General features: G+C 70.4%; 12 protein-coding genes. 6 read left to right on the top strand and 6 right to left on the bottom strand.

Features of this window, described 5'->3' with window-relative positions; all coding sequences use genetic code 11:
• The coding region (gene uvrA, locus ACWGKQ_RS43645) for an excinuclease ABC subunit UvrA (protein WP_453297618.1) at nt 1-2920 on the bottom strand (2920 nt) is incomplete at its 3' end.
• A 224-nt stretch (nt 2921-3144) separates the two neighbouring features.
• On the opposite strand from uvrA, the gene ACWGKQ_RS43640 reads away from it, so the two are divergent.
• The 5 genes from ACWGKQ_RS43640 (at nt 3145) to ACWGKQ_RS43620 (ending at nt 7438) form a co-directional block, all read left to right on the top strand.
• Nucleotides 3145-3834: a maleylpyruvate isomerase family mycothiol-dependent enzyme gene (locus ACWGKQ_RS43640; protein WP_453297617.1), complete on the top strand. Its 690-nt coding sequence runs from the start codon at nt 3145-3147 to the stop codon at nt 3832-3834.
• Nucleotides 3835-3889: 55 nt separating this feature from the next.
• Nucleotides 3890-4546: an MBL fold metallo-hydrolase gene (locus ACWGKQ_RS43635; protein WP_453297616.1), complete on the top strand. Its 657-nt coding sequence runs from the start codon at nt 3890-3892 to the stop codon at nt 4544-4546.
• A gap of 332 nt (nt 4547-4878) precedes the next feature.
• Entirely contained in the window at nt 4879-5763 is an 885-nt protein-coding gene (locus tag ACWGKQ_RS43630; protein WP_453297615.1) for an ABC transporter substrate-binding protein, read from the top strand.
• The gene (locus ACWGKQ_RS43625; protein ID WP_453297614.1) at nt 5760-6689 is read left to right on the top strand and encodes an amino acid ABC transporter permease; all 930 of its coding nucleotides are present in this window, start codon (nt 5760-5762) and stop codon (nt 6687-6689) included. The genes ACWGKQ_RS43630 and ACWGKQ_RS43625 overlap by 4 nt, the downstream gene beginning before the upstream one ends.
• Nucleotides 6686-7438 carry an amino acid ABC transporter ATP-binding protein gene (locus ACWGKQ_RS43620; RefSeq protein ID WP_453297613.1) on the top strand — a complete coding sequence of 251 codons (753 nt, stop codon included), beginning with the start codon at nt 6686-6688 and terminating at the stop codon, nt 7436-7438. Before ACWGKQ_RS43625 ends, ACWGKQ_RS43620 begins: the two co-directional genes overlap by 4 nt.
• A gap of 4 nt (nt 7439-7442) precedes the next feature.
• Here ACWGKQ_RS43620 and aroQ read toward each other — a convergent pair whose 3' ends face one another.
• Nucleotides 7443-7916: a type II 3-dehydroquinate dehydratase gene (gene aroQ / locus ACWGKQ_RS43615; protein ID WP_453297612.1), complete on the bottom strand. Its 474-nt coding sequence runs from the start codon at nt 7914-7916 to the stop codon at nt 7443-7445.
• A 158-nt stretch (nt 7917-8074) separates the two neighbouring features.
• Here aroQ and ACWGKQ_RS43610 point away from each other — a divergent pair, with 158 nt between their 5' ends.
• The gene (locus tag ACWGKQ_RS43610) at nt 8075-9379 is read left to right on the top strand and encodes an MFS transporter (protein ID WP_453297611.1); all 1305 of its coding nucleotides are present in this window, start codon (nt 8075-8077) and stop codon (nt 9377-9379) included.
• A gap of 15 nt (nt 9380-9394) precedes the next feature.
• Here the strand turns inward: ACWGKQ_RS43610 and ACWGKQ_RS43605 are convergent, their stop codons facing one another.
• The 4 genes from ACWGKQ_RS43605 to ACWGKQ_RS43590 form a co-directional block, all read right to left on the bottom strand.
• Entirely contained in the window at nt 9395-10495 is a 1101-nt protein-coding gene (locus ACWGKQ_RS43605) for a calcium:proton antiporter (protein ID WP_453297610.1), read from the bottom strand.
• Between the two features lie 121 nt (nt 10496-10616).
• The gene (locus ACWGKQ_RS43600) at nt 10617-10919 is read right to left on the bottom strand and encodes a hypothetical protein (protein WP_453297609.1); all 303 of its coding nucleotides are present in this window, start codon (nt 10917-10919) and stop codon (nt 10617-10619) included.
• A 130-nt stretch (nt 10920-11049) separates the two neighbouring features.
• Nucleotides 11050-12051 (bottom strand): TerC family protein, encoded by a 1002-nt coding sequence (locus tag ACWGKQ_RS43595; RefSeq protein WP_453297608.1) that lies wholly within the window; start codon nt 12049-12051, stop codon nt 11050-11052.
• 222 nt (nt 12052-12273) lie between these two features.
• Complete coding sequence (locus tag ACWGKQ_RS43590) at nt 12274-14241, bottom strand: TerD family protein (RefSeq protein ID WP_453297607.1); 1968 nt, start codon at nt 14239-14241, stop codon at nt 12274-12276.
• Nucleotides 14242-14272: the final 31 nt, after the last annotated feature.

The following is a 14272-nucleotide window of genomic DNA, read 5'->3' as shown; positions in this document are numbered from 1 at the left end:
CGACCGTCTTCTTTGCCGCGGCCGTCTTCTTCGCCGCCGTCCTGCGCGGGGCCTTCACCGAGCTGGCGTCGCTGACGCGGTCGGCGCCGAGGATCTCGCGCAGGAACTTGCCGGTGTGGCTGGCCGGGACGCCGGCCACCTCCTCGGGCGTGCCCTCCGCGACGACGAGTCCGCCGCCGGCGCCGCCCTCCGGACCCATGTCGACGACCCAGTCCGCGGTCTTGATCACATCGAGGTTGTGCTCGATGACGATGACCGTGTTGCCCTTGTCGACGAGGCCGCCGAGGACCTTCAGCAGCTTGCTGATGTCCTCGAAGTGCAGACCGGTGGTCGGCTCGTCGAGGACGTAGACCGTGCGCCCGGTGGAGCGCTTCTGCAGCTCGCTGGCGAGCTTCACTCGCTGCGCCTCACCGCCGGACAGGGTGGTGGCGGACTGGCCGAGGCGGACGTAGCCGAGGCCGACGTCCTTCAGCGTGTTGAGGTGCCGGGCGATCGACGGGACGGCCTCGAAGAAGCCCGTGGCCTCCTCGATCGGCATGTTCAGGACCTCGGAGATGGACTTGCCCTTGTAGTGGACCTCCAGGGTCTCCCGGTTGTACCGGGCGCCGTGACAGACCTCGCACGGGACGTAGACGTCCGGGAGGAAGTTCATCTCGATCTTGATGGTGCCGTCGCCCGCGCAGTTCTCGCAGCGGCCGCCCTTGACGTTGAAGGAGAAGCGGCCCGGCAGGTAGCCGCGGACCTTCGCCTCGGTGGTCTCGGCGAACAGCTTGCGGATGTGGTCGAAGACGCCGGTGTACGTCGCCGGGTTGGACCGCGGGGTGCGGCCGATGGGCGACTGGTCGACGTGCACGACCTTGTCGACGAGGTCGTCGCCGTCCACGCGCGTGTGCCGGCCGGGGACGTTCCGCGCGCCGTTCAGCTCGCGGGCCAGGTGCGTGTACAGGATGTCGTTGACCAGCGTCGACTTGCCGGAGCCGGACACGCCCGTGACGGCCGTGAACACGCCCAGCGGGAAGGACACGTCGATGTCCTGGAGGTTGTTCTCCCGGGCGCCGTGCACGGTGAGCCGGCGGGACGGGTCCTGCGGGCGGCGGATGTCGGGCAGCGGGATCGCCTTCCTGCCGGACAGGTACTGGCCGGTCTGCGACTCCTCGTTGACCAGCAGCTCCTTGAGGGAACCGCTGTGCACGACCTTGCCGCCGTGCTCGCCGGCGCCGGGGCCGATGTCGACGACCCAGTCGGCGACCTTGATGGTGTCCTCGTCGTGCTCGACGACGATGAGCGTGTTGCCCATGTCACGCAGCCGGACGAGGGTCTCGATCAGCCGGTGGTTGTCGCGCTGGTGCAGGCCGATCGACGGCTCGTCCAGGACGTACAGGACGCCGACGAGACCGGAGCCGATCTGGGTGGCCAGGCGGATGCGCTGGGCCTCGCCGCCGGAGAGGGTGCCGGCCGCGCGGTTCAGCGAGAGGTAGTCCAGGCCCACGTCGACCAGGAACCGCAGCCGCTCGTTGACCTCCTTGAGCACGCGCTCGGCGATCTTCTTGTCGCGGGCGTTGAGCTTGAGCTCGCCCAGGAAGTCCGCGCAGTCGCTGATGGACATCCCGGAGACCTCGGCGATCGACTTCTCCATGATCGTGACCGCGAGGACGATCGGCTTGAGCCGGGTGCCCTGACAGGTGGGGCAGGGCACCTCGCGCATGTAGCCCTCGAAGCGCTCGCGGCTGGCGTCGCTCTCGGACTCGCTGTGCCGGCGCTTGACGAACGGCACGGCACCCTCGAAGGGCGTGGTGTACACGCGCTCACGTCCGTACCGGTTGCGGTAGCGGACCTCGATCTGGGTCTTGTGGCCGTAGAGCAGGGCCTTCTTCGCGCGCTGCGGCAGCCCGGCGAAGGGGATGTCGGTGCGGAAGCCCAGCGCGTCCGCGAGGGCGCCGATCAGGCGGCCGAAGTAGTCCTTGGTGTGGCCGTGCGACCAGGGGTGGATGGCGCCCTCGTCGAGCGACTTGTCCTCGTCCGGGACGATCAGCTCCGGGTCGACCTCCATGCGCGTACCGATGCCGGTGCACTCGGGGCAGGCGCCGAAGGGCGAGTTGAAGGAGAAGGAGCGGGGTTCCAGCTCCTCGAAGGACAGGTCGTCGTACGGGCAGTACAGGTGCTCCGAGTACATGCGCTCGCGCTCCGGGTCGTCCTCGGGGAGGTCGACGAAGTCGAGCACGACCATGCCGCCGGAGAGGCCGAGCGCGGTCTCCACGGAGTCGGTGAGGCGGCGCTTGGCGGTGTCCTTCACCGTGAGACGGTCGATGACCACCTCGATGGTGTGCTTCTCCTGCTTCTTCAGCGTCGGCGGCTCGGAGAGCTGGATGGTCTCGCCGTCCACGCGTGCGCGTGAGTAGCCCTTGGTCTGGAGGTCGGCGAAGAGGTCGACGAACTCGCCCTTGCGCTCGCGCACCAGCGGCGACAGCACCTGGAAGCGGCTCCCCTCCGGCAGCTCCAGGACCTTGTCCACGATGGCCTGCGGCGACTGGCGGGAGATCGGGCGGCCGCACTCGGGACAGTGCGGCTTGCCGATGCGCGCGAAGAGCAGCCGGAGGTAGTCGTAGACCTCGGTGATGGTGCCGACCGTCGAGCGCGGGTTGCGCGAGGTGGACTTCTGGTCGATGGACACCGCCGGGGACAGGCCCTCGATGAAGTCCACGTCCGGCTTGTCCATCTGCCCGAGGAACTGGCGGGCGTACGAGGAGAGCGATTCCACGTAGCGACGCTGGCCCTCGGCGAAGATCGTGTCGAAGGCCAGGGAGGACTTGCCCGACCCGGACAGGCCCGTGAAGACGATGAGCGAGTCACGAGGCAGGTCGAGCGAGACATTCTTGAGGTTGTGCTCGCGCGCGCCACGGACGATGAGACGGTCGGCCACAGCCGGTCCGCACCTTTCTTGAGAGAAGTGACAGGGGCAGGGCCCCGTGCTTCTTCAGACTAGGGGGAGCCACTGACAACGCCGGTCGGATTCCTGGATGGGTGAACAATCCCGGACCATCCAGCATGCCCGACGCCGCCACCGACGATATAGCACGCGCATTCGATTTACGGAGCTGGTGCAAAACCTTCACCCGAAGGTGTGGCGGGGCTACTGTCAGCCCCATGATTGATCACGCTCATGACCTGGCGTCTGTACACGAAGCGACCGAACGGCTCCTCACCGCAGTCGCCGCACTGGACAACGCGGCCGGGGCTCGACCGTCACGGCTGCCGGGCTGGACGGTCGGCCATGTCCTGGCCCACCTCGCCCGCAACGCGGACGCGCTCGGCAACGTCCTGGGCGGACGTCCCATGTACGTCTCCGCCGAGGCGCGGGACGCCGACATCGAGCGGGACGCGCCGCGCGCGCTCGACGTGCAGCTCGACGACCTGCGCGAGAGCCACGCGGGATTCCGGGCCCGGGCGGCCGAGCCCGCGGACTGGACGCGCACGGTGGAGCTGCGCAACGGGGTCACCGACAGTGCCGCCCGGGTGCCGTTCCGCCGCTGGGCCGAGGTCGAGCTGCACCATGTCGACCTCGGGATCGGGTACGAGCTGGAGGACCTGCCGGCGGAGTTCACCGAGCGGGAGACCGACTTTCTCGTGGAGCGTTTCGGCGGGCACCCGGAGGTCCCGTCGACCGGACTGCGCAGCGACAGCGGCCGGGTCTGGACGACGGGCGGTGGCGCGTCAGGGGGGCCGATCGCCGTCGAGGGATCCGGCGCCGACCTGCTGGGCTGGCTCGCCGGCCGCCGCGACGGCTCGGCCCTGGTAGTGAAGGGCGGCGCCCTGCCCGCGCTTCCGCCGCTGTAGCGCGCGTGCAGCGCGCGGCGCATCGGCACGCGCTCCCCGCTATAGGCTGATCGCCATGACGTACAGCGGAGAGGTGACGGTCGGCGGACCGGCGGACGTGCACGAGCTCAAGGACCTGATGATCACCAAGATCGCGGTCGGGCCGATGGACAACAACGCCTATCTGCTGCGCTGCCGCGCCACCGACGAGCAACTGCTGATCGACGCGGCCAACGACGCGGAGACGCTGCTGGGCATGATCGGTGACGACGGCATCGCGTCCGTCGTCACCACGCACCAGCACGGCGACCACTGGCAGGCGCTCGCCGAAGTCGTCGCCGCGACCGGTGCGCGGACGTACGCGGGCCGCGAGGACGCCGCCGGCATCCCGGTCACCACCGACGTCCCGGTCGGCGACGGCGACGTGATCCGGGTCGGCCGCGTCGAGCTGACCGCCCGCCATCTGGTCGGGCACACGCCGGGCTCCATCGCCCTGGTCTACGACGACCCGCACGGCCATCCGCACGTCTTCACCGGGGACTGCCTCTTCCCCGGCGGTGTCGGAAACACCCGCAAGGACCCGAAGGCCTTCGCCAGCCTGATCCACGACGTCGAGACGAAGATCTTCGACGTCCTGCCGGACGAGACCTGGGTGTACCCGGGACACGGCAACGACACCACGCTGGGCACGGAGCGCCCGCACCTGCCGGAGTGGCACGCGCGCGGGTGGTGAGCACAGGCGCGGGTGGTGAGCACGGGCGCGGGTGGTGAGCACGGGCGCGCGTGCCTTCACGCGCGCCCCGTGTGAACAGTTCGCACGCGCCGGCCTCCAGCGCACGCTCCCCGCGCACGTCGTCACGCAGTCAACTGGTGGCAGCCCCGCACAGGATGACGGCTCCTGCGCGGTACGGGCCGCCGGTCATCATTCCCCGCCCTCGGCCGGCGGCCCCGGCGTGTCCGCTCCCCCACGGGCAACGTTCACAAGACCGCAACACCCGTTCCCAATATGCGGACAGATACCCACTTGACGTGGACAAACACGGCGTTCGCTGTCACTCTCCCGCCATGCACCCTGCCCCGAGCGCACTGCGTCGCGCTGTCGCCGCCGCCACCATAGCCCTGCTCGCCACCGCTGTCGGCTGCGCTCCGCAGCCGGACGACAAGGCGTCCGGCGGGCCCTCCTCCTCGGCCGGAACCACCTGCGCCAAGGGCAAGTTGGCCACCCAGACCTCCGGCAAGCTGACGATCGCGACGGACGAACCGGCGTACGAGCCGTGGTTCAAGGACGACAAGCCGGCCAACGGCGAGGGCTTCGAGTCGGCGGTCGCGTACGCCGTGGCGAAGCAGCTGGGGTACGACAAGAGCGCGGTCGTCTGGCAGCGGGTGCCGTTCAACAAGGCGTTCGCGCCCGGTGTGAAGACCTTCGACTTCGACATCAACCAGGTGTCCATCAGTACCGAGCGCAAGAAGGCCGTGGACTTCTCGTCCGGCTACTACGACGTCCGCCAGGCGGTCATCGCGCTCAAGGGCAGCAAGGCCGCGAAGGCGACGAGCATCGCGGACCTGAAGGGCCTCAAGCTGGGCGCCCAGGTCGGCACGACCAGCCTCAACTACATCAGCGACGTGGTGAAGCCGTCCCAGGAGGCGGCCGCGTACTCCAAGAACGACCAGGCCATCTCGGCGCTCAGGAACGGCCAGGTGGACGCGATCGTCACCGACCTGCCGACCGCCTTCTACGTCACCGCTGCCCAGGTGACCAACGCCAAGATCGTCGGCCAGTTCGAGAACCAGGGCGGTACGCCCGAGCAGTTCGGGCTCGTTCTGGACAAGGGCAGCGACCTCACGTCCTGCGTGTCGTCGGCCGTCGACACCCTGCGCAAGGACGGCACCCTGGCGAAGCTGGACAAGCAGTGGCTGTCCGACGCCGTCGACGCTCCGGTGCTCAAGTGACGGTCACCAAGGACGAGTCCGGCCAGGAAGGTGCGGACGACAAGGGCGACATGCCCGTCGGTGCCCCCGAGGGCACCGACGGGTACACCCCCTCCGGACGGCGGCTGGAGCGGGAGCGCTACAAGCGTGGCCGTGCCCGCCGCGCGACCGCGATCGCCGCGCTGTCGACCCTGGTCACGGCCGTCGTCCTGTACCTGGTCGTGGTCAGCGCGCCGGGCTGGGAGCGCACCAAGGAGACCTTCTTCGACGGGCAGTACGCGCGCGAGGCGTTCCCCAAGGTCCTCGAAGGCCTGTGGCTCAACGTCCGGCTGCTGCTGATCTGCGGCGTGCTGGTGCTCGCCCTGGGCATGCTGATCGCCATCGCCCGCACGCTGCCGGGGCCCGTCTTCTTCCCCCTGCGGGCGCTGGCGGCGGCGTACACGGACTTCTTCCGCGGTCTGCCGCTGATCATCAACCTGATGATCGTGGTCTTCGGGGTACCGGCGCTGCGCCTCCAGGGCGTCACCGTCGACCCTGTGCTGCTGGGCGGTACGGCGCTGACGCTGACGTACTCCGCCTACGTCGCCGAGGTGTTCCGCGCGGGCATCGAGTCGGTGCACCCCTCGCAGCGCGCCGCGGCCCGCTCGCTGGGGCTGACCAACCGGCAGGCGCTGCGGTACGTGGTGCTCCCGCAGGCCGTGCGCCGTCAGGTGCCGCCGCTGCTCAACGACCTGGTGTCGCTGCAGAAGGACACCGGGCTCGTGTCGATCGGCGGCGCCATCGACGCCGTACGGGCGTCCGACATCATCGCCCAGCGCAGTCTCAACTACACGCCGTACATCGTCGCCGGGCTGGTCTTCGTGGCACTGACCATCCCGATGACCCGCTTCACGGACTGGGTGACGGCCCGGATGGACCGGCAGCGGGCCCAGGGAGGATCCATATGAGCGACGCGCCCGTCCTGCGGATGGAGTCCGTCCGCAAGACGTTCGGGGATGCGGTCGTGCTGCGGGATGTGGACCTGCAGGTCGCCCCGCACACGGTGACCGCGCTGATCGGCGCCTCCGGGTCCGGCAAGTCGACGCTGCTGCGCTGCGCCAACCTCCTGGAGGAGATCGACGACGGCGCGATCTGGCTGGACGGCGAGGAGATCACCGACCCGCGTGCCGACCAGGACGCGGTGCGCCGCCGTATCGGCGTGGTCTTCCAGGCGTACAACCTCTTCCCGCACATGACCGTGCTGGACAACATCATCCTGGCGCCGCGGCGGGTGCACGGCGTCTCCCGCGCGGAGGCCGAGGAGCGGGCCAGGGAGCTGCTGGAGCGCCTCGGGCTGGGCGACAAGGCCGGTGCCTACCCCGACCGGCTGAGCGGCGGCCAGCAGCAGCGGGTGGCGATCGTGCGTGCCCTGGCGGTGCGGCCCCGGCTGCTGCTGCTCGACGAGATCACCGCCGCCCTCGACCCGGAACTGGTGGGCGAGGTGCTGACCGTGGTCCGGGATCTGAAGGGCGAGGGGATGACCATGGTGCTGGCGACGCACGAGATGGGCTTCGCCCGGGACGTCGCCGACCAGGTCTGCTTCCTCGACGGCGGCGTCGTACTCGAACGCGGCGCAGCCGAGCAGGTGTTCGGCGACCCGCAGCAGGAACGCACCCGGCGCTTCCTGCGGCGGATCGTGGAGGCCGGCCGGCTCTGAGGCGCTACGCGTCCGCGGTCGCGGCGCCGACCAGCGCCGCCACCCGCTCCACGCCGAACACGTAGCCCTGCACGCCGCATCCGGCGATCACTCCGTCGGCGCGCAGGGAGACGTAGGAGTGGTGCCGGAACGACTCGCGCTTGTGGATGTTGGAGATGTGGACCTCCAGCACCGGCATGCCGTCACAGGTGTTGAGTGCGTCCAGGATCGCGACCGATGTGTGGGAGTACGCGCCCGGGTTGATGACGATCCCGCAGTGGTTGAGGCGTGCCTCGTGGATCCAGTCGACCAGTTCGCCCTCGTGGTTGGACTGCCGGAAGTCCACGGTGCCGCCGTGCGCGGCCGCCGCCTTGGCGCACAGGGCCTCGATGTCGGCGAGTGTGTCGGAGCCGTAGATCTCGGGCTGGCGCTGGCCGAGCAGGTTCAGGTTGGGCCCGTTGAGGATCATGATCGGGGCGTTGGCCAGGGTGCGGGGCACGATTCCTCCGGTCCGTGGAAAATCCATGGGAAAGACGTACGGCCCGGGAGGGACCGCCGCTCGGTCCGGTGTATCACGGTGTGCGGCGGCTCCTGTGCGGGGCGTCTCACCTCCGTGCGCCCCCGTAACCCATGATCACCCTGGGTAGTTGACGGAGCATGCATGATGCACGCACCGTAAGGGCCCCCTCGATGCTGCGGCTGGCGGCCGCCTCGCTCGCCGGGACCGCGATCGAGTTCTACGACTTCTTCGCCTACGGGACGGCCGCGGCGCTCGTCCTGGGGCCGCTGTTCTTCCCGACGTTCTCGCCGCTCGCGGGGACCTTGGCGGCGTTCGGGACGTTCGGTGTGGGGTTCGTGGCCCGGCCGCTGGGCTCGGTGCTGTTCGGGCACATCGGGGACCGGCGCGGCCGGCGTCCGGTCCTGGTCGCGTCCCTGCTGCTGACCGGCGCCTCGACGGTCGCGGTCGGATGCGTGCCGACGTACGGCACGCTGGGTGTGGCCGCTCCCGTGCTGCTTCTGGTGCTGCGCTTCCTGCAGGGGCTGGGGGTCGGCGGGGAGTGGGGCGGGGCGGTGCTGCTGACCGCGGAGCACGCACCCCCCGGACGGCGCGCCCTGTGGTCGAGCTTTCCGCAGATCGGTCCGGCCATCGGCTTCCTGCTCGCCAACGGCGTGATGCTGGCCCTGTCGGCGTCCCTGACGGACGCCCAGTTCGCGCAGTGGGGCTGGCGGGTGCCGTTCTGGGCGGCCGGGGCGCTGGCGCTGGGCGGGCTGTGGCTGCGTTCGTCACTCCCCGAGAGCCCGCAGTTCCTGGAGATCGACGAGCCCGCGCGCGTGCCCTTCGCCGAGGTCGTACGGCATCACTGGCGGCTGGTGCTGCTGACGGCGGGGGCGCTCGCGGTCGGGTACGCGGTGTTCTACGCGGTGACGACCTGGTCGCTGGCGTACGGGACGGAGCGGCTCGGGGTCAGCCGTACCGTCATGCTGACCTGCGTCATGGCCGCCGTCGTGGTGAAGGGGTCACTCACCCCGGTGATGGCCCTGCTGGGCGACCGCTACGGGCGGCGGCCACTGTGCCTGGCGGGGTGCACGGCTGCGGCACTGTGGATGTTCCCGATGGTCGCGCTGCTGGCCACCGGTCAGCCGCTGCTGATGTTCCTCGGGTTCACCGGTGCCCTGATCGCCTTCATCACCATGTTCTCGGTGATCGCCGCCTATCTGCCGGAGCTCTACGAGCCCCGGGTGCGCTGCACCGGTGCCGCCGTCGGCTACAACCTCGGCGGGGTGCTCGGGGGTGCGCTGACGCCGATGGTGGCGACGGCGCTGGCGGAGCACAGCGGGCGTGTGCCGTGGGCCGTGGGGGCGTATCTGACGGCGATCGCGCTGCTGAGCCTGGGGTGCTTCGCGCTGCTGCCGGAGACGCGTCCGGTACCGGTGGCGGTGGTCGAGCCGGTCGCCGGGTGAGGGCTTCCGGGCCGGCTACGGGTTGATCGCCAGTTCCAGATAGGCGGCGAACAGCACCAGGTGGACGCCGCCCTGCAGCGGTGTGGCTCGGCCCGGCACCACGGTCAGGGAGCTGACCACCACGGTCAGCGCGAGCAGCAGCATATGGGTGGCGCTCAGGCCGAGGACGAGAGGGCCGGAGAGCCAGATGGAGGCGAGGGCCACGGCGGGGATGGTCAGGCCGATGCTGGCCATGGCCGAACCGAGCGCCAGGTTGAGGCTGGTCTGCACCCGGTCACGACGGGCCGAGCGCAGGGCGGCGATGGTCTCGGGGAGCAGCACGAGCAGGGCGATGACGACACCGACGACGGCCTGGTGCAGGCCGGCCGCCGCGACGCCGGACTCGATCGTCGGTGACACGCCCTTGGCCAGTCCGACGACCCCGACGAGTGCGAGGCCGAGCAGGCCGAGGCTGATCCCGGCGGCGCGCGCGGACGGGGCCGCGGCGTGGTCGTCGGCGGTGATCACGTCGCCCTGCCGGGTGATCGGCAGGAAGTAGTCGCGGTGCCGCACGGTCTGGGTCGCCACGAACAGTCCGTACAGGATCAGCGACGACAGTGCCGCGAAGGTCAGTTGTACGCCGGAGAACTCCGGGCCCGGTTTGCTGGTGGTGAAGGTCGGCAGCACCAGGCTGAGCGTGGCCAGGGTGGCCACGGTCGCCAGGGCGGCGCCGGTGCCCTCGGGGTTGAAGACCGCGGTGCCGTGGCGCAGCGAGGCGACGAGGAGGCAGAGGCCGACGATGCCGTTACAGGTGATCATCACGGCGGCGAAGACGGTGTCCCGGGCCAGGGTGGCGCTCTTGGCGCCGCCGTCTGCCATGAGGGTGACGATCAGGGCGACCTCGATGACCGTGACGGCGATGGCGAGGACCAGGGAGCCGAAGGGTTCGCCGACCCGGTGGGCCACGACCTCGGCGTGGTGGACCGCGGCGAGGACCGATCCGGCGAGGACCACGGTCACCAGCGCGACGACCGCACCGGGCAGACCACGGCCCCAGGTGAACAGGAGCAGGACGACCGCGAGCATCGGCACGAGGAGCGTCCACTGGGTGGTGAGCGACCTGAGCCGAGTGATCATGCAGCGATGGTGGCAGAGGCGTACAGGCTCCGCATTCCGGTCCTTTCCGGCTCGGGGGCCCGCCGCCGGCGCGGCACGGCCCCCGGTCGGGCGGGTGCGGTCGGGCGGGTGCGGCGGGTGCTTACGTGAAGTCGGTCAGGTCCACGACGTCACCGTCGGTGAAGGACGGCGGCCGGGTACACAGCGCGGCCATCTGCTCGGCGAACTTGCTCGTCTCGGGGTCGTCGCTGTTCCGCATGGCCTCCTCGTAGGAGTTGAACTCGATCACGCCGAGGTAGTGGCCGGGCCGGCTCCGGTCCCTGAGGATCAGACGGCGCGTGGGGCTGTTCTCGCGGCCGGCGAGCCGGCTGCCCATCTCGTCGGCGAGGGCCTTCATCTCGTCGATGCGGTCGGTCTCGAAGTCGATGATCTGGACGAATGTCACGGTTGCCTCCACCGGGTGGCGGCGTCCCCGGACCGGGGACGTTCCGCCACCCAAACGAAGCATCCGGAGCGGTGGGTCGGCAATGCGCTTCGCACCGCTGCGGGGGTGGTTGTTCCTACGTCCGACGTGGTCAGACGTCGATGCTGTCCTTCGGAGCGCCTTCGCTCCGGGCCCGCGCCGCCTCGGCCGCCGCCTGCTTGCCGGAGGCTCGCAGGCTGGTGATCGTGGTGACGATCAGGACCCCGCAGATCACGCCGAGCGAGACCGGGATGCTGATCTCCGGCACATGGACGCCGGACTCGTGCAGCGCGTGCAGCACCAGCTTGACGCCGATGAAGCCGAGGATGATCGACAGGCCGTAGGACAGGTGGACCAGCTTCCTCAGCAGTCCGCCGATGAGGAAGTACAACTGCCGCAGACCCATCAGCGCGAAGGCATTGGCCGTGAAGACGATGTACGGGTCCTGCGTCAGGCCGAAGATCGCGGGGATGGAGTCCAGCGCGAACAGGACATCGGTCGTACCGATCGCGAGCATCACGACCAGCATCGGGGTCATGACCCGCTTGCCGTTCTGCTGGATCCACAGCTTGGTGCCGTGGTACCGGTCGGCCACGCCGAACCTGCGCTCCACGGCCTTGAGCAGCTTGTTCTCCTCGAACTCCTCTTCCTCCTCGTCGGCCCGGGCCTCCTGGATCAGCTTCCAGGCGGTCCAGATCAGGAAGGCACCGAAGAGGTAGAAGACCCACGAGAAGCTGGCGAGGATCGCGGCGCCCGCGGCGATGAAGAGGGCCCGCAGCACCAGGGCTATGAGGACACCGACGAGCAGCACCCGCTGCTGGTACTGCGAGGGCACGGCGAACTTCGCCATGATCAGGACGAAGACGAAGAGATTGTCGACGCTCAGCGACTTCTCGGTGATGAAGCCCGCGAAGAACTCGCCGGCGGGCTGGCCGCCGCCGAAGAGGAGCAGGCCGAGGCCGAAGAGTCCGGCCAGGGCGATCCAGACGACCGTCCAGATTCCGGCTTCCTTGATGGATACGTCATGCGGCTTGCGGCCGATGAAGAAGTCGACCGCGATCAGGGCGGCCAGCCCCAGGATGGTGAGGACCCACAGGGTCACGGATACATCCACTGTTGCCTCCGGTTAGTGAACGGCAAAGATTCGGCGTTGCGCTACCGGAGGTCTCTTCCACCCAGGATGGGCCGACGCCCCGGGATCCGACCGGATCCGTATTGACGGGTACGCCGCAGCAGACAGGGAGTACTCCCCTCCGTACGGAGAACAGTACCCCAATCACCAAGGAAAGGTAAAGTGATTGGTAAAAGAAAAGCCAAATTCCCTGATCAGAGGCCTTTACATCCGCTTGGTGCGGGCTGCCGTGACCTGTGCGAGCACCTGCTGGAGCACACGACTGCCAGGCGGTACGAGGCAGGGCTCGTACGTCCAGGCATGCCCCACCCACGGGTCGGCCAGGTGATCGTCCGGCACCGGCGTGAGTCGCATCAGTGAACGCCAGAGCGGATCGAGCAACGGGCCGTAGGCGGCGGCGTCCTCCCGATCGGCTACCAGCAGGAGATGGACACCCACGTCCGGGCCTTCGTCCGCGAGATAGCGCAGCTGGGTGACGGCCCGGTCGTCGAAGCCGTGCGGGAAGTCGTTCACGATCAGCAGCTGCCGCGAGGTGTCCAGACCGGCCGGCAGCGCGTCGGAGGCACCGCCGCGCACCGCCATCTGCACCAGGTCGACGCGCTCGGTGAGCCGCCCCAGCACGCCCGCCACACCGGCGGCGCCCGCCGCGGGCGGCGCGTCCAGCGCGCCGGCCTCCGTCAGCGGGGCGAGCGCGGACGCGCCGGCACCTGCCGGATCGATGACCTGCACGCCGAACTCCCCCGCCGGGTGGACGGCGAGCAGCCGGGCCGCGAGCGCCACCGCCGTCCGCAGGGCGAGGTGCCGCAGCTCACCCGCCTCCTCGTACCGGGACTCGTCGGGCACACCGCTGTCGATCCACAGACCCCGCTCCAGGGGCAGCCGGACCAGCATCGGGATGCGCAACGGGGCGCTCTCCGGGAGGTGGAGGTCGCCCAGCCGGACGGCCATCGGCGGCTCCGCCGGGACCCGGTAGCCCTGCCACACCGGGTTGTCCCAGCGGGCGTACGCCGGCGGCAGCGCGGGCTCGACGACCTCGGCCTCGGCGGTGAGCTGGGCGAGGTCGCGGTCGAGAGCGGCTCGGGCCTGGTCGACCAGCTGGGCCTGCCGGGCCTGGGCCGCCTGGCGTGCGGCGTCGCCCACCGAGCCCAGTCGGCTGCGCGGGTCGGAGAGGGCCTGGTCGAGCTCCTTCTCCATGCGCGACTCGGCGAAGTCGACGGCACTGCGACAGGCGGCGGTGGAGCGGGCCAGATCCTCGAACATGCCCCAGACCTGGTTGTAGAGCCGCTCGTCCATGGACCAGCCGACCGCGTCACCCGCGACGGGCGGCACGGGGCCGTCCGCCGCGGCGGGGGCCTCGGGGGCCGGAGAGGGGGCCGGGGACTCCTGGCGGCGCCTCGGGTGCGTGTAGTCGATGGAGCCGACGGTGGGCGCGGCATCGGCTGGTGCGTCCGGTCCGGCGGAGGCCTGGGCGTCGTACGGAGACTCGACTGCGGAGGTTGTGCCCGCCAGCTCGGAGGCGGTGCCCGCCAGGTCGGAGGCGGTGCCCGCCAGGTCGGGGCCGGAGGCGGCCGTGCGACGGGAACGGTCGGTGTCCGTGGTGCGCGCCGGGACGGCGCGGGCCAGGCCGTGCGCCACCGCTTCCTCGATCCCGCGGGCGAGTTCGGCGGCCTGGGGCAGGCCCTGGTCGGTGAGGAGCGCCGTGAGGCCCCCGGCGTAGCCCTGGCCCACCGCGCGGATCTTCCAGACGGCCTGGCGGCGGTAGAGCTCCAGAGCGACGACCGCCGACTCGGCGTCCAGGCCGGTGAGGGTGTAGCCGGCGACCTCGGTGCCGTCGAGGCCGGTGACCGCGGCTCGTGGTGCGGCGAGGGCGCCGAAGCGGAGCGGACCGCCGGGCGCGGCGGGCAGGGCGATCAGGACGCTGACCCGGTGCACGGTCTCGGGCATGGCGTCGAGGTCGACGGCGAGCCGGTGCTCGGCGGCCGCCTGCCGGGAGACATCGATCCCGGCCAGCGTGGGCGCGCCCGGATGGGCCACCCCGTCGGTGTCCCGCACCCGGCCGCTCTCGTCGGCGAGGGTGGCCCCGGCCACGACCGGCACGGCGGCCGAGATCCGGATCTCGATCCGGTTCCGCGAGAGCGGATGGTTCTGCCCGCGCACCAGCTCGGCCGCCATTGCCCACGTCCCCCTGTGTGTCGTGTCGTCG

It is taken from the genome of Streptomyces sp. NPDC054770 (genome assembly GCF_053611985.1).
The sequence above is the reverse complement of the archived record's forward strand: the minus strand, read 5'-3'. Positions and strand labels throughout refer to the sequence as shown.